We start from the raw sequence: 21,237 nt of genomic DNA, 5'->3' as shown, positions 1-21,237 counted from the left end.
AGGGCCCCGCGATGGATGGCCTGCGCCCCCTCGATCCCGCCCTGCAGCGCGTGTCAGGCGGCGCGCCACGCGCCCGTTGGCGGCGCCTGGCCTCGCCGCCGGTGTTCCATCACTGGGCCGGGCGGGCGCTGCCCTGGTTCGCGGCGCTCGCGGGCGTGCTCGCGGCGGCCGGGCTGTTCGTCGGCTTCGTCGTGGCACCCACCGACCACCAGCAGGGCGAGGTCTACCGCATCATCTTCATCCATGTGCCGGCAGCCTGGATGTCGATGTTCATCTACCTAGTGGCCGCGCTGCATGCGGGCCTGGGCCTGGTCTTCCATACCCGCCTGTCGCCGCTGATGGCGCGCGCCCTGGCGCCGACCGGCGCGCTCTTCACCGTCATCGCCCTGTGGACCGGCATGGCCTGGGGCAAGCCGACCTGGGGCACTTGGTGGGTGTGGGACGCGCGCCTGACCTCCGAGCTGATCCTGCTCTTCCTGTACTTGGGGTACCTGGGACTGGTCTCTGCCATCGACGATCCGCGGCGTGCCGACCGGGCCGGGGCGATCCTGCTCCTGGCCGGCGTCGTCAACGTCCCGATCATCTATTTCTCGGTGCAGTGGTGGAGCACGCTGCACCAGGGCGCCTCGATCAGCTTCACCGCGGCGCCGACGATGGCCCGCACGATGGTCCTTGGCCTGTTGCTGATGGCGCTCGCGTGCTGGGCCTATTCGGTGGCGGCCGCCCTGGCACGGGTGCGCTGCCTGATTGCCGAACGCGACGCGCTGGCGAGGGGTGCATGAGCCAGGCTGGCGCCCATGTCTTCTTCATCGTCGCGGCCTACGCCGTGCCGGTGCTGCTGCTGGCCGTCGAGGTCTGGCACCTGGCACGGCGCAGCCGGCAGCTGCCACCGCAGGAGCTTGCGGATGAAGCCTAGGAACCGCCGCTTGGCCTTCGTCGCCGCAGGATTGATGGCGCTGGGCGCCGCGACCTGGCTGGTGCTCGATGCACTGCAGTCGAATCTGGTGTTCTTCTTCACGCCGACCCAGGTGGTGGGCCATGCCGCGCCACGTGCCGGCGCCTTCCGGCTGGGCGGGCTGGTGGAGGAAGGGTCGTTGCACAAGGCCGCGGACGGCCTGGCGCTGAGCTTCGTGGTGACCGACCGGGCGCAGCGGGTGCCGGTGCACTACCGCGGCCTGCTGCCCGACCTGTTTCGCGAAGGCAAGGGCGTGGTGGTATCGGGCCGCCTGCAGGACGACGGCAGTTTCATGGCCAGCCAGGTGCTGGCCAAGCACGACGAGAACTACATGCCGCCCGAGGCCGCAGCGGCGCTGGAACAGGCCCGTCCGTCCGCACCGGGGGGTCCGCAATGATCCCGGAGCTGGGCGTGTTCGCGCTGGTGCTGGCGCTGCTGCTGGCGCTGGTGCAGGGCAGCCTGCCGCTGGCCGGTGCGCACTGGGGCGTGGCCGGCTGGATGGCGGTGGCGCGCCCGGCCGCCATCGGCCAGTTCGCCATGGCCCTGCTGGCCTTCGCCTGCCTGGCGACGTCTTTCCTGCAAAACGACTTCTCGGTGCTCTACGTGGCCTCCAACTCGCACACCGAGCTGCCCACCGCCTACCGCTTTGCGGCGGTGTGGGGCGGGCACGAAGGCTCCATGCTGCTGTGGCTGTGCATGCTGTCGGGCTGGACGCTGGCGGTGGCGCGATTCAGCCGGCAACTGCCGCCGGCCTTCGTGGCGCGGGTGCTGGCGGTGATGGGATGGCTCAGCGTGGGCTTCCTGCTCTTCATCCTGTTCCTGTCGAACCCCTTCGCGCGCCTGATGCCCCCGGCACTGGAAGGGCGCGACCTCAACCCGCTGCTGCAGGACCCGGGCATGGTGATCCATCCGCCCATGCTCTACATGGGCTACGTGGGCTTCTCGGTGGCCTTTGCCTTTGCCATCGCGGCGCTGCTCTCGGGCGAGCTGAATGCCGCCTGGGCGCGCTGGTCGCGCCCGTGGACGGCGGCTGCCTGGACGTTCCTGACGCTGGGCATCCTGCTGGGCAGCGCCTGGGCCTACTACGTGCTCGGCTGGGGCGGCTGGTGGTTCTGGGACCCGGTGGAGAACGCCTCCTTCATGCCCTGGCTGGCCGGCACCGCGCTGCTGCATTCCCTGGCCGTCACCGAGAAGCGCGGTGCTTTTCGCAGCTGGTCAGTGCTGCTGGCCATCCTTACCTTTTCGCTAAGCCTGCTTGGCACCTTCCTGGTCCGCTCGGGCGTGCTGACCTCGGTGCACGCCTTCGCGGTCGATCCGGGCCGGGGCCTGTTTATCCTGGCCTTCATGGTGGCGGTGGTGGGCGGCTCGCTGCTGCTCTTCGGCTGGCGCGCGCCGCGCATCGGGCTGGGCGGCAGCTTCGGCCTGCTTTCGCGCGAATCGCTGCTCCTGGCCAACAACGTGGTGCTCACCGCCGCGGCCATGTCGGTGCTGCTCGGCACCCTCTACCCACTCGCGCTGGATGTGTTGCGCGGCGAGAAGATCTCGGTCGGGCCGCCGTACTTCGAAGCCGTGTTCGTGCCGCTGATGGCGCCCGCCATTTTCCTCATGGGCGTGGGGCCCATGGCGCGATGGAAGAACGCCCAGCTTCCCGAACTGGCCCGGCGCCTGCGCTGGGCGCTGGCGGTGGCGGGCGGGGCCGCCGTGCTGTGGCCCTTCGCCCTGCCGGCCGAGCAGCGTGCCTGGTCGCCGGTCTCTACCTTCGCCCTGCTGCTGGCCGGCTGGGCGCTCGGCAGTGCTGGCCTGCACGCCTGGCAGCGCCTGCGCGAGGGCCCGGGCGACTGGCGCACCAGGGCGCGCCGCCAGCCACGCGGCTGGTGGGGCATGCTGCTTGCCCACGCCGGCGTCGGCGTGTTCATCTTCGGCGCGACGCTGGCCGACGGCTTCGAGAGCAAGCGCGAGCTGAGCGTGCGCGTGGGCGAGACGGTGTCCCTGGCCGGCCATGACTTCCGCTTTGCGAGCATCGGGCCGGTTCGCGGCCCGAACTACGACGCCCAGCGCGCCAGCGTGGTGGTGAGCCGGGCCGGGCGCGAGGTCGTGACGCTGCATCCGGAAAAGCGTAGCTACCGGGCCCAGCAGATGCCACTCACGCAGGCCGCGATCGACGTGAGCGTAACGCGCGATCTCTTCGTCGCGCTGGGCGAGCCTGCGGGCGATGGTGCCTGGACCATGCGCCTGCATGTGAAGCCGTACATGGCCTGGATCTGGGCCGGCTGCCTCCTGATGGCGCTGGGTGGCATGCTGGCCGCCACCGATCGCCGCTATCGGCTGTCGCGCGCGCCACGCGCCGCGTCCGGGCCGGCCGCTGCATTGCAAGCGATGCCGCGGGAGGGCACCTGATGCGCTTCAAGCTGCCGCTGGCGATCTTCCTGGTGCTGGCCATCCTGCTGGCGGCCGGGCTGAGCCGGGATCCGCGTCGGCTGCCCTCGGCGCTGGTCGGCAAGCCGGCCCCCGCCATCGACCTGCCACTGCTGGAAGACCCGCAGCGGCACCTGCAGACCGACGCGTTGCGCGGGCAGGTTTGGCTGCTCAACGTGTGGGCCTCCTGGTGCGCGCCCTGCCGCGAGGAACTGCCGGTGCTGCAGGACGCCGCGCGCCGCGACGGCGTCGCGCTGTACGGCCTGAACTACAAGGACCAGGACGAAGCCGCACGCAGCATGCTGCGCCGGCACGGCAATCCCTACCGCGCTTCGGCCGTCGATAACGACGGTCGCGTCGGCATCGACTACGGCGTCTACGGCGTGCCCGAGACTTTCGTGATCGATCGCGAGGGCCTCATCCGCTTGCGCCATCCCGGGCCGGTGACAGCAGCGATCTGGCAGAGCGAGCTGCTGCCGCTGGTTCGGAGCCTGCAATGACGCACCGCTGGCTCCTGCTGCTGGCCTTGCTCGCGGCATTGGGGCGGGTGCAGGCCGCACCGGGGCTGGAAGAACGCGAGGTCGCGCTGGCCACCAGCCTGCGCTGCATGGTCTGCCAGAACCAGACCCTGGCCGAATCGAACGCGCCGCTGGCGCTCGACATGCGCAGGCAGATTCACGAGCAGCTGGCCGCCGGGCGCAGCGAGGCCCAGATCCGCGACTACTTCGAGGAGCGCTATGGCGCCTTCGTGCGCTACGACCCGCCCTTCAGGCCCTCGACTTGGCTGTTGTGGCTCGGGCCCTTCGCGCTCTTGCTGCTGGGCCTGGCCGTGCTCGCTCGCATCGTGCGGCGGCGTCAACGCGCAGCGCCTCAGCCCTTGACACCCGCCGAGCGTTCGCGCGCCGCGGCCTTGCTGAAGGGCGACTCGCCGTGACTGCCCTGTGGCTAACGGTCGTTGTACTCATCGCGCTGGCGCTCGCGCTGGTGCTGGCGCCGCTCTTCAAAGCCCACGACGCGATCGGCACGACGCAACAGGCGCTCGCGCGCCGCGTCTACGCCGAACAGTTGGCGCAACTCGCGCACGACCAGGATGCGCAGGCCTTGGACCCCGCAGACCGGGCGCAGGCCGTCGATGACCTGCAGCGCCAGTTGCTCGATGAAGCGTCTCGGCCTTCGGCTCCCACAAGGCCGGAAAAGCCCTGGATGGGCTGGGGCGTGGCCCTTGTCTTGAGCCTCGCGCTGCCGGCGGCGGCGCTGCTGCTCTATCAACAGGTGGGTGATCCGCGGGCTGCGGCTGCACTGGCGGCCGCCCCGGCCGGCTCGCATGAGCGCGCGGGCCAGGATCTGCAACAGCTGGTGGCGGCGCTGGCCGCGCGCCTGCAGGCGCAGCCTGCCGACGTGGAAGGCTGGACCATGCTGGCGCGCTCCTACGAGGTCCTGCAACGCTACGACGATGCAGTACTGGCCTACCGCAAGGCGATTGAGCTGGCGCCAGGCCAGCCGCAACTGCTTGCCGACTACGCGGATGCGCTTGGCTCGGCCCGCAAGGGCGACCTGGGTGGGCCGGCGCAGGAGGCCATCGACGCCGCACTGGCCGTCGACTCCCAACATCCCAAGGCACTGGCCTTGGCCGGAATGGCGGCCTATCAGCGCGGCGATGCGGCCTTGGCGCGCGCCCGCTGGCAAGCCGTGCGCGAGTTGATGCCGCCAGACTCCGAAGCGCGGCGCAGCATCGAGGCCAACCTGGCGCACCTGGACGCACCACCGGCGCCGAGCCGACCCAGCCCCGCGGCGCACATCAGTGGCACCGTATCGATTGCGCCGGAACTGCGCAACCGGGTTGCGCCGCAGGCCACCGTTTTCGTCCTGGCGCGGGCGACATCGGCCGGGCCCATGCCAGTGGCAGTGCTGCGCCTTTCGGCCAAGGACCTTCCAGCGCGCTTCGTTCTCGACGACAGCGTGGCGATGACGCCAGAACGGCCCTTGTCACGCTTCTCGTCAGTGATCGTGGAGGTGCGAGTGAGCGCGTCCGGCCAAGCGGCGTCGCAACCTGGCGATCTGTACGGGGTCGTGCGCGACGTCACCCTCGGTCAAGACGGTATTTCCTTACTCGCGAGCGAACAAGAAAAGTGACGCTGCTTGTTTGATCGGGCTCCATGGCCTGGATGCGCAGTAGTGCCGTCGCCTTTCGGCCCTCGGTTGCAAAGGTCACATCCGACGGCATGCGACGAAAGTCTGTTCTAAGAGGCACACCGGTCGAACGGCTCTTGAGCATGAGGGACAGCAACGGGCCCTGAACGCCATTTCGCGACGTTGGGAAACAGCCATTCAAAACGTCGTGGCCCTGGTCGTTGGCAGCACTGGACAGCGAAGGTCAAGTTTCCAAGTAGACCAGCCGGTCGCGCATAAAAGCGCGAACGTCAGCTATCCGCGGCCTCCGACGCTCGCCGGCGGAAATCGACTGGCTGCTACCAGTCTGATCCGGCCCTTCGCTTCGCCACTCAGACGTTTCCGAAACCACCGCCACAAACGAGGACTTGGCCCGACACGTAGTTGGATTCGGGCGCGCAGAACAGGTAGACCGCATCAGCTGCTTCTTCCGGTGTGCCCGGGCGGCCCAGCGGGATCGTGTGTTTGCTGGCGTCGATCATGGACTGCTGGATGCCCACCTTGATCTCGCGGCCCTCGATGCTCACCGTCTTGCTGTCCGTGCCGGCCAGGGCCTGAGTCAGGCGCGTCTCGATGTGGCCGAAGGCGACAGCGTTCACATTGATCTTCAGGCGCCCCCATTCGCGCGACAGCGTCTTGGTCATGCCCATCAGGCCCGCCTTTGCCGACGAGTAGTTGGCCTGGCCCACGTTGCCGCCGGCGGCAATCGACGAGATGTTGACCACCTTGCGGAATACTTCCTTGCCCTGCGCCGCCTCGGCCTTGGCCGCGGCGCTGATCACCGGATAGGCGGCACGCAGGATGCGGAAGGGCGCCTTCAGGTGGCAATCGAGGATGGCGTCCCACTGCTCGTCGCTCATCTTCTGGATCACGTTGTCCCAGGTGTAGCCGGCGTTGTTGACGACGATGTCGATGCCCTGGAAGCGGTCGACGGCGGTCTTGACGAAGCGCTCGGCAAAGTCGGGTGCGGTCACGCTGCCGGGGCAGGCGACGGCTTCGCCGCCTTGGCCGCGGATGGTCTCGACCACTGCGTGGGCCGGTTCGGCGTCCAGGTCGTTGACGACGACTCGCGCGCCTTCGGCGGCGAGCTTGAGGGCCAGAGCGCGGCCGATGCCTCGGCCAGAGCCGGTGACGAGTGCGGTCTTTCCAGTGAGCTTGGTCATGTGCTTGTATTGGGAATGGAAAAAGAGAAAAGGAGGGGGATCACGCGCGGCCGTACAGCGTGACCACGCAGGCGCCGCCCAGGCCCAGGTTGTGCTGGAGGGCCAGCTCGGCGCCTTTCACTTGCCGCGCTTCGGCCGTGCCACGCAACTGATGGGTCAGTTCGTAGCACTGAGCCAGGCCGGTGGCTCCCAGCGGGTGGCCCTTGGACAAGAGGCCGCCCGAGGGATTGGTCACGACCTGGCCGCCATAGGTGTTGTCGCCATCCATGACGAACTGCTCGGCGCCGCCTTCGGGGCAGAAGCCCAGCGCTTCGTAGGTGAGCAGCTCGTTGTGCGCGAAGCAGTCGTGCAGCTCGCACACGCGGATGTCCACGGGGCCGACGCCGGCCTGCTCATACACCTGTTGCGCGGCCGCCTTCGCCATGTCGAAGCCCACCATCCTGATCATCGAGGGTGGCTCGAAGGAACTCACGGCGTCGGTGGTCATGGCCTGGCCCAGGATGCACACGTCGGTGCGCAGGCCATGCTTCTTGGCGAAGCGTTCCGAGACGATGATGGCGGCCGCTCCTCCGCAGGTCGGAGGGCAAGCCATCAGGCGCGTCATCACGTCGGGCCAGATCTGCACGTCGTTCATCACGTCATCCACCGTGACTTCCTTGCGAAAGAGGGCCAGCGGGTTGTTGGCAGCGTGCCGGCTGGCCTTCGCACGGATGGCGGCAAAGGTCTCCAGCTGGGTGCCGTACTTCTGCATGTGTTCGCGGCCGGCGCCGCCGAACATGCGGATCGCCATGGGCATGTCCGGCACGTCGTGGGCGAGGATGTCCGCGACTCCAAAGCAGTTGCCCATGGCGGCGGGGCGGTCGTTGTACATGTTGCCGAGCGCACCCGGCTGCATCTGCTCGAAGCCCAGTGCCAGCGCACAGTCGACTGCGCCGCTTTGCACCGCCTGGCGTGCCAGGAACAACGCCGTCGAGCCTGTCGAGCAGTTGTTGTTGACGTTGACGATCGGTATGCCCGACAGGCCCACTTCGTACAGGGCTGACTGGCCGCTGGTTGAATCGCCGTACACGTAACCGACATAGGCCTGTTGGACCAGGTCGTAGCCGATGCCCGCATCGTCGAGCGCGAGGCGGGCGGCCTGCGCCCCCATCTCGATGTAACTGGCACTGGCGCCAGGCTTCCTGAAGCTGATCATGCCGACTCCGGCAACGACGACTGCTTGTGTCATGGGTCTATCTCCTGTGGGATTCAATGAAAAGGGAAGAGGGAGGCTGCAGGCGGGTCAGGCCTGCAGCCTGCGCGCCCGCGTGACCGCGTCGTAGCGGGTAGATACGCCGAGCTTGCGAAAGATGTTCTTCAGGTTCCACTTGACGGACTCGTAGGTGATGTCCAGCGTGAGTGCGATCCGCTTGTTTGACATCATCTGTGCGAGCAACTCCAGGATCTCGCCCTCGCGCCGCGTCAGCTTCGTGCCCTCCGGGGGGCTGCGCGGGTCGTCATTCGCCTGCTCGCGCACGGCGAAGGCATCGCTCAGCTGCACGAGGTACTCGCACAACCTCTCATCCGCCGGCGGCTCGAGACGGACCAGCGCAGCGCCTACCTCGGCGCCTTCGTCGATCACCGTCCGCAGCAGGCCGCGCCGCTGCGAAAGCGCCAACGCGGCGTGCCAGCGCGGCAGGGATTCGTCGGCACGCCCCAGGGCGTCGAGTGCCAGTGCGGCGAGCAGTTCGGCGGTAACCAGGAGACGCGAGCATCCGTGCGCTGTTGCGTGGCGGGCGACCCGTTCGAGCTCTCCCAGCGCGAGCACTGGCTTGCCGGTGGCCAGGGCGATCCTCGCATGCACCAGTGCGGCCATGACCGGAACTTGCGAGAGCAAGCCGCTGGCATCCCGATGCTTCGCCGCGAGCTCGTCGAGCTCGGTCGCCAGCTGGATCGCGCGGTCCACGTCGCCCTGAGCGAGCCCGATGCGCGCATGCTCGGCCAATACGTTGGCGAGTGCCCGGTCGGTGCCTGCCTGGCGGATGCGTGCCTCTTCCTGCGCCAGGGCCAGGAGCGCGGCCTGCGGGCTGTCTTCGACCTCCAGGAGCTTGGCATGGCAGAGCATCGCGTGCGCGGCCGCATGGCGCGACGCGGATTGCAGCATGTCGAGCCGGTTGGCCAGGGCCTCGCGCGCCTGGTCGACGCGGTTGGACTCGTAGAGCACGTCGGCCAGCACCGCGGCGCAGCCGTTAGCGCTGATCGAGCGCCGTCCGAATCGCTGCTCGGCGCGCGCGAGGCATTCGGCCGCAGTCTGTTGCGCCCGCGGTATGTCGCCCTGACGGAGCGCGGAATGTGCCAGGTGCAGCGTGGCCAGGATGGCCATTTCGTCGTCGCTGGTGCGCGTGATTCGTGCCACCGCCGATTCGTAGTGGCGCCGGGCCTCCAGGTGCCGGCCGGCGACACCATGGCAGGCGACGATCATCGCGGTACGCACGTGCGAGAAGAATGGATCCGAGAAGGGGTAGTCGGCCCATGGTGCGATCCACTTCCACATCTCCTCGGTGTCTTCCCGGCTGCTGGCGATCATGGCTCTCAGCACGCCGATCTGTGCCTGCATCTGCGCATCGGCCTGCCCCGGTGGAATCTGGTCGAGCCAACGCTGCGCGTCGTCGTAGCGGCCGCCCAGCACGAAGGTGCAGCAGGCGGTCACCAGCACGCCAGGGTGCCGCAGTGCGGTGCCGGCCGGCAGGCGATCGAAGCAGCGCAGGAAGGCGCCCAGGTGGCTCAGGTCGAGCGTCCGGGGTGCGCTGCGCTCGATGAGCCTGAGCGCGCCCTCCGGTTCCTCGCCCAGCAGGGCGTAGCGGATGCCTTCGGCCAGCAACTCGCGCTCGGCGAACCAGGCGCTGGCGCGAAGGGAGAGGCGGGCTGACTCGCGAGGCGCCAGGCGTTCGCAGAGGAACTCGGCGAACAGCGGGTGAAGGCGGAACCATGAGTAGCCGTCGTCAGAATCGACGGCAAAGACGAACAAGTTCCGGCGCTCGGCCTGCGCGATCAGCGCGGCCGCGTCGGGCGTTTCGGTGACCATGGCGGCCAGGTCGGCATTGAACCTGCGCAGGATCGAGATGCGTTCCAGGAAGCCCAGCAGCTCGGAAGGCAGGTGGGCGATGACGTCTTCCAGCAGGTAGGCGCGCAGGTCGGCTGTCCGGGGCATCAACCGGCGCAGCCGCGTGCGTGCGTTCGGATCCGCCTTGAACGCGATCGTCATCAGTTGCAGCCCAATTGGCCAGCCATCGGTGAGCGCGTGCATCCAGTGCGCGCCATCGGCGTCGATCGCCGCGTCGAGGTTCTCCTTGAGGAAGGACAGGCTCTCGTGGAAGTCGAAACTCAGGTCCGCGCAGTCGATCTCGGCCAGCTCGCCGCTCGCGCGCAGCCGCCCCAGCAGAAGGCCGGGCGTGGCGCGCGACGCCAGAACCAAGTAGAGCCGGTCCGGGGCGCAGTCGACCAGCGTCTGCAGCAGCTTGTTGACCTGCGAATCGTCGACGTGGTGGAAGTCGTCGATCATCAGGTGCACGTCTTGCTGGACCTTGGCCAGCGCATTGACCATCGCCCACGCCACGGGCTCGGGCGAGCTGCCGCGGTCGGCGCCGGCCGGGTAGGGAAGCTCCTGCTCGATCGGCACGCCCGCTTTCCGCAATGCGCCGATGAGGCTCGCGCAGAAGGGCACGAGCTGCCCGTCCTCGGCCACCAGCGACAGCCACGCGACCTGTTCGCCGGCCTTCAGCAGTTCCTTGCGCCGCTGCGCGAGCAAGGTTGTCTTGCCGTAGCCCGCCCCGCCGGTGACGAGGACCAGCCGGCACTGGCGGCTCTGCTGCAGCCGGTACAGCAGGTGTTGTCGCAGCACCGACCGGGCACCCGTCCTTGGTGGCGAGAACTTGGTGCTGGGCAGCAGCCTGGCGCCTTGCATAGTCGTGCGCCTGCCGGCAGGTTGCATCAGAGCGCGATGGCCACCGACTTGAGCTCGGTGTATGCGTCGACGCCTTCGCGGCCCAATTCGCGCCCGACGCCGGACTCCTTGTAGCCGCCGAAGGGAAGCGCCAGGTCCAGCCCGGCCGGCGCGTTGACCCGCACGGTGCCTGCCTTGATCTTGCGGGCCAGCTTGTGGGCCACGCTGATGTCGCGCGTCCAGATGTTCGACGACAGGCCGTAGTGGGTGTCGTTGGCCAGGCGCGCGATGGTGTCCAGGTCCTCGTCCTCGAAGGGCATGGCGCACAGTACAGGGCCGAAGATCTCCTCGCGCATCACCGACATGTCGGGCAGCGTGCCGGTCAGCACCGTCGGCTGCACGAAGTTGCCGGCGCCCTCGATGACGCCGCCGCCTGCGATGACCTGTGCGCCCGCCTGCCGGCCTGCCTCGATGTAGCCGGTAACGCGCTTGAGGTGCTCGGGGGTCACGAGCGGGCCGATCTCGGTGCGCGGGTCCAGGCCCGAGCCCACGCGCAGTTTGCCCGCGGCGCCGGCGATGGCACCGACCACGTCGTCGTACACCTTCCGGTGGACATACAGGCGCGAGCCGGCGATGCACATCTGGCCGGTGTTGCCGAAGATGCTGTGCACGGCTGCCGTGACGGCCTGTTCCAGGTTGGCATCGGGAAACACGATGAAGGGCGACTTGCCGCCCAGCTCCAGGGTCACGCGCTTCATGGTGCGCACGGACTCCTGCACGATGGCCTTGCCCACGGCCGTCGACCCGGTGAAGGTGATCTTGTCCACCAGCGGATGCGCGACCAGCGCCTGCCCCGCTACCGTGCCCAGGCCGGTGACGACGTTGACGACGCCGGGCGGAAAGCCCGCGCCCTCTACGAGCTGCGCCAGGCGCACGGCCGTCAGCGGCGTCTGCTCAGACGGCTTGAGCACGATGGTGCAGCCCGCGGCCAGAGCGGACGCAATCTTGGTCACGGCCATCATCAGCGGGTAGTTCCACGGCACGATGGCACCGACCACGCCGATCGGCTCGCGCAGCGTGTAGGCGTGCCATTGCCCAGGCATCGACGACGAGATCGTCTCGCCGTTGAGCTTGGTGGCCCAGCCTGCCATGTAGCGCAGGCACTCCGAGGCCAGCGCCACGTCGCCGATGCGGGCGATCTTCAGCGGCTTGCCGTTGTCCAGTGATTCGAGCAGCGCCAGTTCGTCGGCGTGGGCATCGATCGCGTCGGCCAGCCGGTGCATCAGCCGCGAGCGGCCCGCGGGCGGCATACGCGCCCAGGGGCCGGCGTCGAAAGCCTGGCGCGCGGCCTTCACGGCCATGTCGATGTCGGCGGCGCCACCGGCAGCGGCCTGGCCCAGCAAGTGATGGGTCGCGGGATCCACCACGCCCAGGATCTCGCCCGACTGGGCGGGCATCCATTTGCCCCCGATGAAGTTCTGCAGCGGCTGCGCCAGGAAGCCGGCGGCCAGGGCCGAGGCTTGTTGCTCGATGGTCAGGTTGGTGGTCATGGCGTCGTCTCGGTCGTCATTGGGGATTGAAGTTCACTCGCGGCAAAGGATTGCAGAGGCGGGGGTGGCGCGCACCACTCCGGTGGAGTGGCGAGGGCCCGCGCGCCACTCCACCGGAGTGGTGAATCGCTCGCGGGTGCGCTCTAACCTCGCGCCACCCCGTCAGCTTCAGCAACTTGAAAGAGATAGAGACAATGAAAGCAGCCGTTTTCCACAGCCCCGGCACGCCACTCCTCATCGAGGACATTTCCATCGACAAGCCCGGTCCGCATGAGGTGCTGATCCGCACCGTCGCGGCCGGTGTGTGCCACTCCGACCTGCACTTTGTTGACGGCATGCTGCCGCACCCGGCGCCTGTGGTGCTCGGTCATGAAGCAGCCGGGGTTGTCGAGCAGGTCGGCGCGCTGGTGCGCACCGTCAAGCCCGGCGATCACGTGGTGACCTGCCTGTCGGCCTACTGCGGGCATTGCGACCATTGCCTTACCGGCCACCTCTCGCTGTGCGTCTCGCCCGACACCCGGCGCGGCAAGGGGGAAGAGCAGCGCCTGTCCTACCAGCACAAGCCCATGCCCCAGTTCGGCAACCTGTCGGCCTTCGCCGAGCAGATGCTGGTGCATGAGCACGCCTGCGTCGCCATTCGGCGCGACATGCCACTGGACCGCGCAGCCCTCATCGGCTGCGCCATCACTACCGGCGCGGGCGCGGTGTTCAACACGGCGGGCGTGCGGCCGGGCGAGACGGTGGCGGTCATCGGCTGCGGCGGCATCGGGCTGGCGGCGATCAACGGCGCGGCGCTGGCCGGCGCCGGCCGCATCATCGCGATCGACATGCTCCCCGGCAAGCTCGACCTGGCCAAGCTGTTCGGCGCCACCGACGTGATCAACGCCGCCGACGGCGACGTGGTGAAGGCCGTGCGCGATCTCACCAACGGCGGCGTGCACTACTCCTTCGAATGCATCGGCTTGAAGGCGACCGCCGAACAGTCCTTTGCGATGCTGCGCCGCGGCGGCACTGCGACTGTGATCGGCATGATCAAGCCCGGTGTGAAGCTGGAACTGGACCCGAACCACCTGCTGCACGAGCGGCGCATCCAGGGCTCGGTGATGGGATCGAACCGCTTTCCGGTGGACATGCCGCGCCTGGTCGACTTCTACATGGCCGGCAAGCTGCACCTGGACCCGATGATCTCGCGCCGCCTGCGGCTCGACCAGATCAACGAGGCCTTCGACGAACTGCGCCGCGGCGAACTGGCCCGTTCGGTCATCGTGTTCGAACAGTAAGCAGTGAGAACGCCATGTCCTATGCACCACAAGGCTCGGCCCAGGCGAGCTATCGCGACTCGAAGCTGCTGAACTCGGCTGCATCGCACCAGCGTCTCGCTGACGGCACCCTGTTGATGAAGTCCCTGGACGAGCCGGGCGTGATCGCCGAGTCCAGCTTCAGCGAATTCGTTGCCCAATGGGCGCAATCTCGCGGCGCTCAGGTGGCGCTGGCCGAGCGCAACGGGCCCGACAGCTGGCGCACCGTCGACTGGGCGGCGTTCCACCGCCAGATGCTCTCGGTCGCTGCCGCACTGCTTGAGCTGGGCCTGTCGCAGACGCGGCCGCTGATGATCCTGTCAGGCAACTCGATCGAGCTGGCCGTGCTCACCATGGCGGCCGACTACGTCGGCATCCCGACGGCGCCGGTCACCCCGGCCGCCGCGCTGATGAGCCAAGAGTTCACGCGCCTGATCGACATGCACGCGCTGGTCGAGCCGGCCGCGGTCTTCGTGCAGTCGCTCGGGCCCTTCGCCAAGGCGTTGGAAGTGCTGGGAACCCCGGCCGCCGAGATTATCGCGGTCCAGGGCAGCACCGCGGGCCAGATCACGTGGCAATCGCTCATCGAGACGCCCATGACGCCCCAGAGGCGGGCCGCCGTGCAGGCCGCGCACCAGGCCATCGATGCCGAGCGCGACGTGGCGCGCATCTTCTTCACCTCGGGCTCGACCGGCGTTCCCAAGGGCGTGCCGCTGCACTACCGCAATGCCGCGGCCATGATCGGACAGATTCGCTACATGCACCGCCCCATGCTCGCCGAGACAGTGGTGATGCTGGATTGGCTGCCCTGGAGCCACGCTTTCGGCGCCGTGGCCAACCTGGGCCGCCTGTTCGTCACAGGTGGCTCCTTCTACATCGACGACGGCCGGCCCCTGCCTGCGCTGTTCGGGCGCACGGTGCAGAACCTGCGCGAAGTCTCGCCCTCGTTCTACGCCAACGTGCCGGCGGCCTGGGCCATGCTGAGCGCCGAACTGGAGCGCGACGAGGCACTGGCCCACTCCTTCTTCTCGCGCCTGAACTTCGCCGGCTATGGCGGGGCCAGCCTGGCGCGCGACGTCTGGAAGCGCTTCCAGGACGTGGCGGTGCGCACCGTGGGCCAGCGCATCGTCTTCGCCTCCGGCTTCGGTGCGACTGAGACCACCGGCCTTGGGTCGGGTTTTACGATGCCGGGGGAAGAGGTGGACAACATCGGCCTGCCCGGTCCGGGCGTCGAACTCAAGCTGGTCCCGCTGGAAGGCGAGGAGGGCCGCTACGAGATCCGCACGCGCGGTCCCCACGTCTTCCCCGGCTACCTCAAACGCCCGGACCTGAGCACAGCCGCCTTCGACGACGAGGGCTACTACTGCCTGGGCGACGCGGTCCGGCTGGCCGATCCGCAAGCCCCGGAGGCGGGCCTGCGCTATGCCGGCCGCTGCGTCGAGGATTTCAAGTTGGGCAGCGGCACCTGGGTGCGCACCGGCGCGGTTCGCCTGGGCCTGGTCGAGTCCTGCGCGCCGCTGCTGGCCGACGCGGTGATCTGCGGCCACGACCGCGACAAGGTGGCCGCGCTGGCGTGGCCGAACGTCGCGCAATGCCGCAGCCTGGCGCCCGAGCTGGCAGAAGCGCCGGTCGAGACGCTGATCCGGCATCCGCTGGTGATCGGTGCCTTGCGCGCCATGCTGCGTACGCAGACCGGCCCCGGCAGCCAGCAGGTGTACCGAGTGATGCTGATGGCCGAGGCGCCGTCGCCGGATGCCTACGAGATCGCCGACAAAGGCTATGTGAACCAGGCCATCACGCGGCAGCGACGTGCGCACCTGATCGACGTGCTCTACGCCGATCGGGCCGATGCCGCTATCGCCCGGATCGACTGAGAAAGCGCGCGGACTTCGGTTGGCCGTTTGCCCCATGTGCTGGACATTGCCGTCGGCCTCCGCCACCATCGCGCAGAGTTCAGGGAGCCGATCGAGTCTCTAGGCCACATGCGAGCCTGCTCTGGCCAGGCCGGTTCGGAGGCTGCATTCGCCAGGAGGCGGGCAATGAACAAGAAGGCACGTGGCCCCGGCACCTTCCGCAACGCCCAGTTGCGCAGGGCGCACCCTGATTGCGCGAGCGCCTCACGCTGGGTCATCCGATCGACCAGCGCCGCGGCTTTCTTGCTTGTCGCGACTCTCGCGGGGCAGGTTTGGGCCCAGACATGTCCTGCACCTGTCGTCGTTAACAACACGGCATGCACCGTGCCCCCTGGCAGTTCCGTCAATGTCCCAACTGCCAATGCCATCGGACTGCGGGCTACCGGCGCAAGCGGCCTCATCACGGCCAACGAAGCGCTGGTCAACCTCCTGACCTTGGGTACGACCGGTGCTCTTGCCGAGCAGGGCGCGGCAATCAGCTTCGATCGCGGGATTCTGAGCGCGACCTCTGGGGCGCTGGGCAACGCCGCCGGCCGTATCGGCCTGCGAGCCACCGACGGTGGCTCGATTGGGGCCAGCGCTGCCTCCATCATCATGGGGCTCGGCACCACGACCGGGATCAACCTGGTGGGGGTATCGGCGGAGGCCGGCGGGGTCCTGACCTTGACCAACAGCGCAGTCTCCATGAACACCGGCACCAACGGCACGGGTATCGTCGGCGCTCGTGCGGTCGGCGAGGGCAGTCGCATCGCCTTCTCCGGCGGCGCGGTCACCGCCGGCGGGCGCGCGGGGATCGGCGTTTCTGCGGAGAGCGGTGGCAGGGTCGATTTGAGCAATGGCTTCAACGTCACGACCAGCGGCCTCCAAACGACCGGCACCAACCCGCTGCCTTCCCTGGCACTACTGGCCACCGGCGCCGGGTCAGTCGTCGCTGGTGCCGGCATTTCATCGACGACCACGGCTACCTTGGGCAGTGCAGCCCGCGCAGAGCTCGGCGGAGTGATCCAGCTCGCCGACAGCACCTTGACTGCAAGCGGCGCCGGCAATGCGGTGACAGTTGCGGCCGCGGCAGCGGCGCTGTCGGGCGGTCAGCTCGCCTTGACGCGCGTCAAGGCGCTGGCTGAGGGTCAGACCGGCTACGCGCTGCACATCCAAGGCGCGGGCTCGACGGCCGCAGTCGAGAGTTCCCAGTTCACGGCCACCGGCAACCGCAGCCTCGCAGTCAATGTGGCCGGCGGCGCAGCGCTGGCCATGAAAGACAGCACCGTGACCAGTTCGTCGGGCGGAGCGCAAGGCGGAAGCGCCGTGTTGGTGGAGGGCGCCGGCTCCACGGCAGAATTCACGAACACCATCGTGCTTGGCGCGCCGACGAGCGACAGCCTTTCATCAGGGGTACAGGCCACGACTGGCGCCGCGGTGACGCTCGACGGCGGCTCCATCACCACCCATGCCAAGAACGGCACGGCGTTGGGCGCTTCCAATGCGGCGATCACGGCAACGAACGTGGTGATCAACACCACGGGGCCCGACAACTCCATGGGAGTGCTGGCCGATCTCGGCGGCCGAATCGATCTCATCGGCGGGTCCGTCACAACCAGCGGCAGCGAGGCACGCGCAGGCGCCCGCCCGCATGGGCTTGCTTCGCGCAACCCAGGAGGCACGTTGACGTCCACCAACACGGCGGTCCGCGTAGCGGGGAAAGGAGGCATGGGGGCCGTTGCAGATGACGGCGGCACCACCAACCTCCGTGGCAACACGATTCGCACCGAAGGGCTTGGCGGGATTGGCCTGTTCTCGGTGGTAGAGCAGGCCGGGCCAAAGTTCGCCGCCGCCATCAATGGCACCAACATCTCGGTGGAGACCCTCGGGCTCAACGCGCACGGCGCCCTGGCATCGCGCAGCTTCCTGGAGGCGCCAGCCACGATCGCGCTGACCGGCCAGAATTCCATCACGACCCACGGCGACAACTCTGTCGGATTGCGCGCCATCGGCGGCGGCGCTGTCGACGCCACGGGCACGACTGTACGCACGGAAGGCCTGATCTCCCACGGCATGCTGGCGCGTGACAACCCCAGCGCGGTCAGCATTCGGCAAAGCTCGATTTTCTCGACGGGCAGCAATGCCCACGGTGCGGTCGCCGAGACCGGCGGGCGGATCATTGGCGAGAACGCGACGGTGACTGCGACGGGGGCCAACGCATCGGCGCTCTACGCCGCCGGCGCGACGGGCAAGGTCTCCATTGCCACCTTCTCGGGCAGCACCCTTGGCAGCCGATCTGCGCCGGCCATTGCGATCGGTGGGCCGGCAAGCGTAGGCCTGGTGAGCACGCACGTGGGATCGGAAAGCGGCGAGTGGCTGCGGGTCGCAACAGTGGCGGATTTCCCTTTGCTGGCAGAACCAGAGCCGCCCATTGGCGGGGTCGGCGAGTTTCCGCCCGCCGATCCGCTGCCGCCGGATCCACCGGCCGGCGCCCAGAAGTCGCGACCGACTCTGCAGGCGCCGATTTCCGTGTCTCAAGGCGACGCAAGCATCGTCGCGAGCGCCTCCACCTTGACGGGATCAGCGTTCACGGCCGCTGGCAGCACGTCAAACCTCAGCTTGCAAAACGGCACGGTATGGAACCTGACCGGCAGCTCGAACGTCACGAACCTCACGCACGATGCGAGCCAGATTCTCTTTTCGCCGCCAGGTGGCGCCGGTTTCAAGACGCTCACTGTCAAGAGCCACGTGGGCAGCAACGGTGCCTTGATTGGTCTGAATACTGTCCTCGCTGGCGACGGCGCGCCCTCGGACAAACTGGCCGTCGACGCTGGCGCGGTCACCGGGAGGACGCTGCTGCGCATCACGAACGCAGGCGGGTCTGGCGCGGTCACCCAGGCCAGTGGCATCCAGGTGGTCGATGCGGTCAATGGCGGCACGACCGCAGCTACGGCGTTTGCACTTTCCGGTCGCGCGGTCGCCGGCCCCTACGAATACCGCCTCTATCGAAGCAGCATCGACGCATCGAACGCCAACGCCTGGTACCTTCGTTCCGAAGCGCCTGCGCCACCCGGGCCACCCGGGCCACCCGGGCCACCCGGGCCACCCGTGCCACCGGTGCCACCCGTGCCGTCGGACGACCCGGTGCCTGCGCCGACGCCCGCGCCGCGGCCTCTCTACCGGCCTGAGGTCGGCGCCTATCTTTCCAATCAGCGGCAGGCCGCGGGGATGTTCTTGCACAGCATGCATGACCGCTTGGGCGAGCCCCAATGGGTCGAAACGCAGAAATTCGACGAGCCTGATGACAAGCGGCGCTCCGGCTGGCTGCGTGTGGTGGGCAAGGACGGAAAGACGAGCAGCAGTGACGGCAACTTCGATGTCGATACCCGCAGCTGGCTGATCCAGGGCGGTGGCGACGTTGCGCGCTGGTCCGTGCTCAAGGATCAAGACGAGACCCCACCCGATCGCCTCCACCTGGGCCTGATGCTGGGCTATGGCAGCGCCACCAGCGACGCCAGCGCCTACGCGAACCCGGCGCGCGCCGAGGGCACGACCGAAGGTTGGAGCGCCGGCGCCTATGCGACCTGGTTCCAAAACGACGAGGATCCCAAGAAGCTCGGCTGGTACGTCGACGTGTGGGGCAACTACGGCTGGTACAGGAACACGGTCCAGGGCGACCTCTTGCCGCAGGTGCGATACGACTCCAATTCTCTGGCGCTTTCGGCGGAGACGGGCTACGCCAGGCGCATCCGTGAGGACAGCGACTGGATTGTCGAACCGCAAGCCCAGCTCATCTACATCCACTACGACGAGGACGACATCACCGAGCCCAACGGCACGGCAATCAACGGCAGCGAGGGCGGTGGCTGGGTTTCCCGCCTGGGCGTGCGCATGCACCGGACCTGGATTCACGAGGACGGTCGACGCACGCAGCCGTACTTCACGATCAACTGGTGGCACGACAACGTCGACAACGCGGTGCGCTTGAACCAGTTGCAGTTGGGCGACCTGTACCCCAGCAACCGCTACGAGCTGAAGCTGGGCGTCAATGCGCAATTCGACAGGGGTTGGACCGGTTGGACGAATCTCGGCTACCAGTGGGGCAATCAGAACTACCGCAACGTGACGGCTCGTGTCGGAGCGAAGTACACGTGGTGAGGCGCCAACCCCCACAGGGACGAGGCGACTGGTGGTTTCAGTCGTCCAGCCGCTTCATCTTCGAGGTGTCCATCCGCACCAGCCCGAACGCCATCCCAAACAGGATGTTCCCCTCCGGGTCGCACTTGATCGGCGCAAACATGCCGTTGAAGCGCGGATCGGTGCCAGTACGGATCCGCAGCACGGTCTTGCCGGTATCAAGGTCCATGCCGATCAGATGACGGTCGTTCATGCGGTCCGCGAAGTAGCCGTCGATGATGGCCATCCGGCTGCCGCCGCTGATCATCGGCACGATTGACACCGAGCCCACGTCGGTGCGGGCCCACTGAGTTTTCCATTCATGCTTGGCCGAGTCCCACTTCATCATCGCGGCGCCTCGTGGGCTGGGTCGGGTCGCGCCGTTGATCATGGACGCGAAATACGATTGGTTGCTCAGGTGCGGCGCCTGCTTGGTCGGGATGTTGTTGATCACGAATGCATAGTCACCATGCACGGCTACTGATTGCTCCGATTGCACCGTGTCGATCTCCGGGCCCAGGTCGACTTCCCGCTGGTCGGCGATGCGCCGAGATAGCGTGCCAGGCTTCTGCTTCCAGCCGGCAGGAATCGTGTCGCGCCACATCGCCACCAGGCGCATCTTGTTCGCGCCATCGGTGAAGACGACCAGCTTGTCGTCCTTCGGTCCAAAGCCCATCAGCGTCGGGGTCGCACCCGTGCCGTCGGCGATCTTGATGCTAGTGAACTTGGCGCCGCGCTCATAGGGCTCGTGCCACGCGCCGCTCTTCTCGTCGTCGTGGATCTTGCCCTTGGCGTCGACCACGAAGCGATACATGGTCGTGTTGGACGCCACGTACACGGCTCCGCCGCCCGCCTCCTGGCCGGTGGCGAATCCGTTCAGGAACAGCTCGTCGCTGCCCTTGACCGTGTACACGTCGACGACGTCCAGGGTCTTGCGGTCAAGCGTGATGATCTTGCCGCCCACGGTATTGATCAAGAGGTAGCCGTTGTAGGTCATACCGACACCGAACATGGCATCGACCGGGTAGCGCGTGCCGCGCTTGGCCTTCTCGTTGTCGAACAGTTCCTCGGGCAACACCTTTTCCTTGGGCGCCAACAGGCGAGACTCCGGATCTTTCGGATCGGACTGGGCGATCGTGAACAGGCGGCGGCCGCTGGCACCCACGAAGGTATCGTCGCGCGTCAACAAGGAATAGATGGCGCCGGTGCGCACCTGGTCTTCGACCGCGGTGAGCATGCGGTTGGGTTGCGCCTTCATGTAGTCGAGCAGCCCCTGCTCGTCCTTGGCCTGCAGGAACTTCTGCACGGCGGCTGCCTGCTCCATTCGCTCCTCGGACGTGGCTTCCTTGTAGTCTGGCAGCGTCAGCGGGATCTTCATCCGGTCGATCTCGACGAACTTGCCGTTCTCGATGCGCAGCTTGCGCAGCGAGAAGCCGGACCACCACCAGTAGATTTCCTTGCCGCCGACCTTGTCGCTGTAGTGCGGCAGGCTCGCCGATTCATTGGGGACGATGTCAAATGAGCCCGGCGCCACTTCGTACGCGCCGCGCGGCACGGCGATGTCGGTGCTGTCGGTGGCCGCGTCGTTCCAGTGACCCTGGTTGTTGTACGACTGCGCGAGGTACGGGTTGTACTTGGGCAGCGTGGACGAAGCCGCCGAAGCCGTTGCGGCGGTGGCGGCCAGCAGCAATGCCATG

Annotated in this window: 15 protein-coding genes; 10 read left to right on the top strand and 5 right to left on the bottom strand. The window is 67.8% G+C overall.

Annotated features, from left to right (window positions below):
* Positions 1–11: 11 nt before the first annotated feature.
* Genes ccmC through ccmI form a run of 7 tightly spaced genes read left to right on the top strand, consistent with a single transcriptional unit; the run spans position 12 to position 5,503 of the window.
* The gene (ccmC, locus tag BM345_RS27655) at positions 12–782 is read left to right on the top strand and encodes a heme ABC transporter permease CcmC (protein WP_093386522.1); all 771 of its coding nucleotides are present in this window, start codon (positions 12–14) and stop codon (positions 780–782) included.
* Positions 779–916, top strand: coding sequence for a heme exporter protein CcmD (gene ccmD, locus BM345_RS27650; protein ID WP_093386519.1), 138 nt, complete (start codon positions 779–781; stop codon positions 914–916). The genes ccmC and ccmD overlap by 4 nt, the downstream gene beginning before the upstream one ends.
* Positions 906–1,352 carry a cytochrome c maturation protein CcmE gene (ccmE, locus tag BM345_RS27645; RefSeq protein ID WP_093386517.1) on the top strand — a complete coding sequence of 149 codons (447 nt, stop codon included), beginning with the start codon at positions 906–908 and terminating at the stop codon, positions 1,350–1,352. Before ccmD ends, ccmE begins: the two co-directional genes overlap by 11 nt.
* The gene (locus BM345_RS27640) at positions 1,349–3,352 is read left to right on the top strand and encodes a heme lyase CcmF/NrfE family subunit (protein ID WP_093386514.1); all 2,004 of its coding nucleotides are present in this window, start codon (positions 1,349–1,351) and stop codon (positions 3,350–3,352) included. The genes ccmE and BM345_RS27640 overlap by 4 nt, the downstream gene beginning before the upstream one ends.
* Positions 3,349–3,870, top strand: a complete 522-nt coding sequence (locus BM345_RS27635; protein ID WP_093386511.1) for a DsbE family thiol:disulfide interchange protein — start codon at positions 3,349–3,351, stop codon at positions 3,868–3,870. Before BM345_RS27640 ends, BM345_RS27635 begins: the two co-directional genes overlap by 4 nt.
* The gene (locus BM345_RS27630) at positions 3,867–4,304 is read left to right on the top strand and encodes a cytochrome c-type biogenesis protein (RefSeq protein ID WP_093386509.1); all 438 of its coding nucleotides are present in this window, start codon (positions 3,867–3,869) and stop codon (positions 4,302–4,304) included. The genes BM345_RS27635 and BM345_RS27630 overlap by 4 nt, the downstream gene beginning before the upstream one ends.
* On the top strand, positions 4,301–5,503 hold the full coding sequence (gene ccmI / locus BM345_RS27625) for a c-type cytochrome biogenesis protein CcmI (RefSeq protein WP_093386506.1): 1,203 nt from the start codon (positions 4,301–4,303) through the stop codon (positions 5,501–5,503). The genes BM345_RS27630 and ccmI overlap by 4 nt, the downstream gene beginning before the upstream one ends.
* 368 nt (positions 5,504–5,871) lie before the next feature.
* Here ccmI and BM345_RS27620 read toward each other — a convergent pair whose 3' ends face one another.
* From BM345_RS27620 to BM345_RS27605, 4 genes are read right to left on the bottom strand one after another with little or no spacing between them, the layout of a single operon-like run.
* Positions 5,872–6,702: an SDR family NAD(P)-dependent oxidoreductase gene (locus tag BM345_RS27620; protein ID WP_093386504.1), complete on the bottom strand. Its 831-nt coding sequence runs from the start codon at positions 6,700–6,702 to the stop codon at positions 5,872–5,874.
* A 40-nt stretch (positions 6,703–6,742) separates the two neighbouring features.
* Positions 6,743–7,930 carry a lipid-transfer protein gene (locus tag BM345_RS27615; protein WP_093386501.1) on the bottom strand — a complete coding sequence of 396 codons (1,188 nt, stop codon included), beginning with the start codon at positions 7,928–7,930 and terminating at the stop codon, positions 6,743–6,745.
* Positions 7,931–7,984: 54 nt separating this feature from the next.
* Positions 7,985–10,645: a winged helix-turn-helix domain-containing protein gene (locus tag BM345_RS27610; RefSeq protein WP_175545176.1), complete on the bottom strand. Its 2,661-nt coding sequence runs from the start codon at positions 10,643–10,645 to the stop codon at positions 7,985–7,987.
* Between the two features lie 26 nt (positions 10,646–10,671).
* Positions 10,672–12,174: an aldehyde dehydrogenase family protein gene (locus BM345_RS27605; protein ID WP_093386497.1), complete on the bottom strand. Its 1,503-nt coding sequence runs from the start codon at positions 12,172–12,174 to the stop codon at positions 10,672–10,674.
* 194 nt (positions 12,175–12,368) lie between these two features.
* Here BM345_RS27605 and BM345_RS27600 point away from each other — a divergent pair, with 194 nt between their 5' ends.
* The 3 genes from BM345_RS27600 to BM345_RS27590 all read left to right on the top strand — a co-directional run bounded on the left by BM345_RS27600 (position 12,369) and on the right by BM345_RS27590 (position 19,522).
* Positions 12,369–13,454: a Zn-dependent alcohol dehydrogenase gene (locus BM345_RS27600; RefSeq protein WP_093386495.1), complete on the top strand. Its 1,086-nt coding sequence runs from the start codon at positions 12,369–12,371 to the stop codon at positions 13,452–13,454.
* 14 nt (positions 13,455–13,468) lie between these two features.
* On the top strand, positions 13,469–15,346 hold the full coding sequence (locus tag BM345_RS27595) for an AMP-binding protein (protein WP_093386492.1): 1,878 nt from the start codon (positions 13,469–13,471) through the stop codon (positions 15,344–15,346).
* A gap of 165 nt (positions 15,347–15,511) precedes the next feature.
* Positions 15,512–19,522, top strand: coding sequence for an autotransporter outer membrane beta-barrel domain-containing protein (locus BM345_RS27590; protein WP_175545175.1), 4,011 nt, complete (start codon positions 15,512–15,514; stop codon positions 19,520–19,522).
* Between the two features lie 37 nt (positions 19,523–19,559).
* Here BM345_RS27590 and BM345_RS27585 read toward each other — a convergent pair whose 3' ends face one another.
* Positions 19,560–21,236 (bottom strand): hypothetical protein, encoded by a 1,677-nt coding sequence (locus BM345_RS27585; RefSeq protein ID WP_254790030.1) that lies wholly within the window; start codon positions 21,234–21,236, stop codon positions 19,560–19,562.
* Between the last annotated feature and the right edge of the window lies 1 nt (position 21,237).

This window comes from Variovorax sp. OV329 (genome assembly GCF_900114785.1).
In the GTDB taxonomy this organism is placed as follows: domain Bacteria; phylum Pseudomonadota; class Gammaproteobacteria; order Burkholderiales; family Burkholderiaceae_C; genus Variovorax.
The sequence above is the reverse complement of the archived record's forward strand: the minus strand, read 5'-3'. Positions and strand labels throughout refer to the sequence as shown.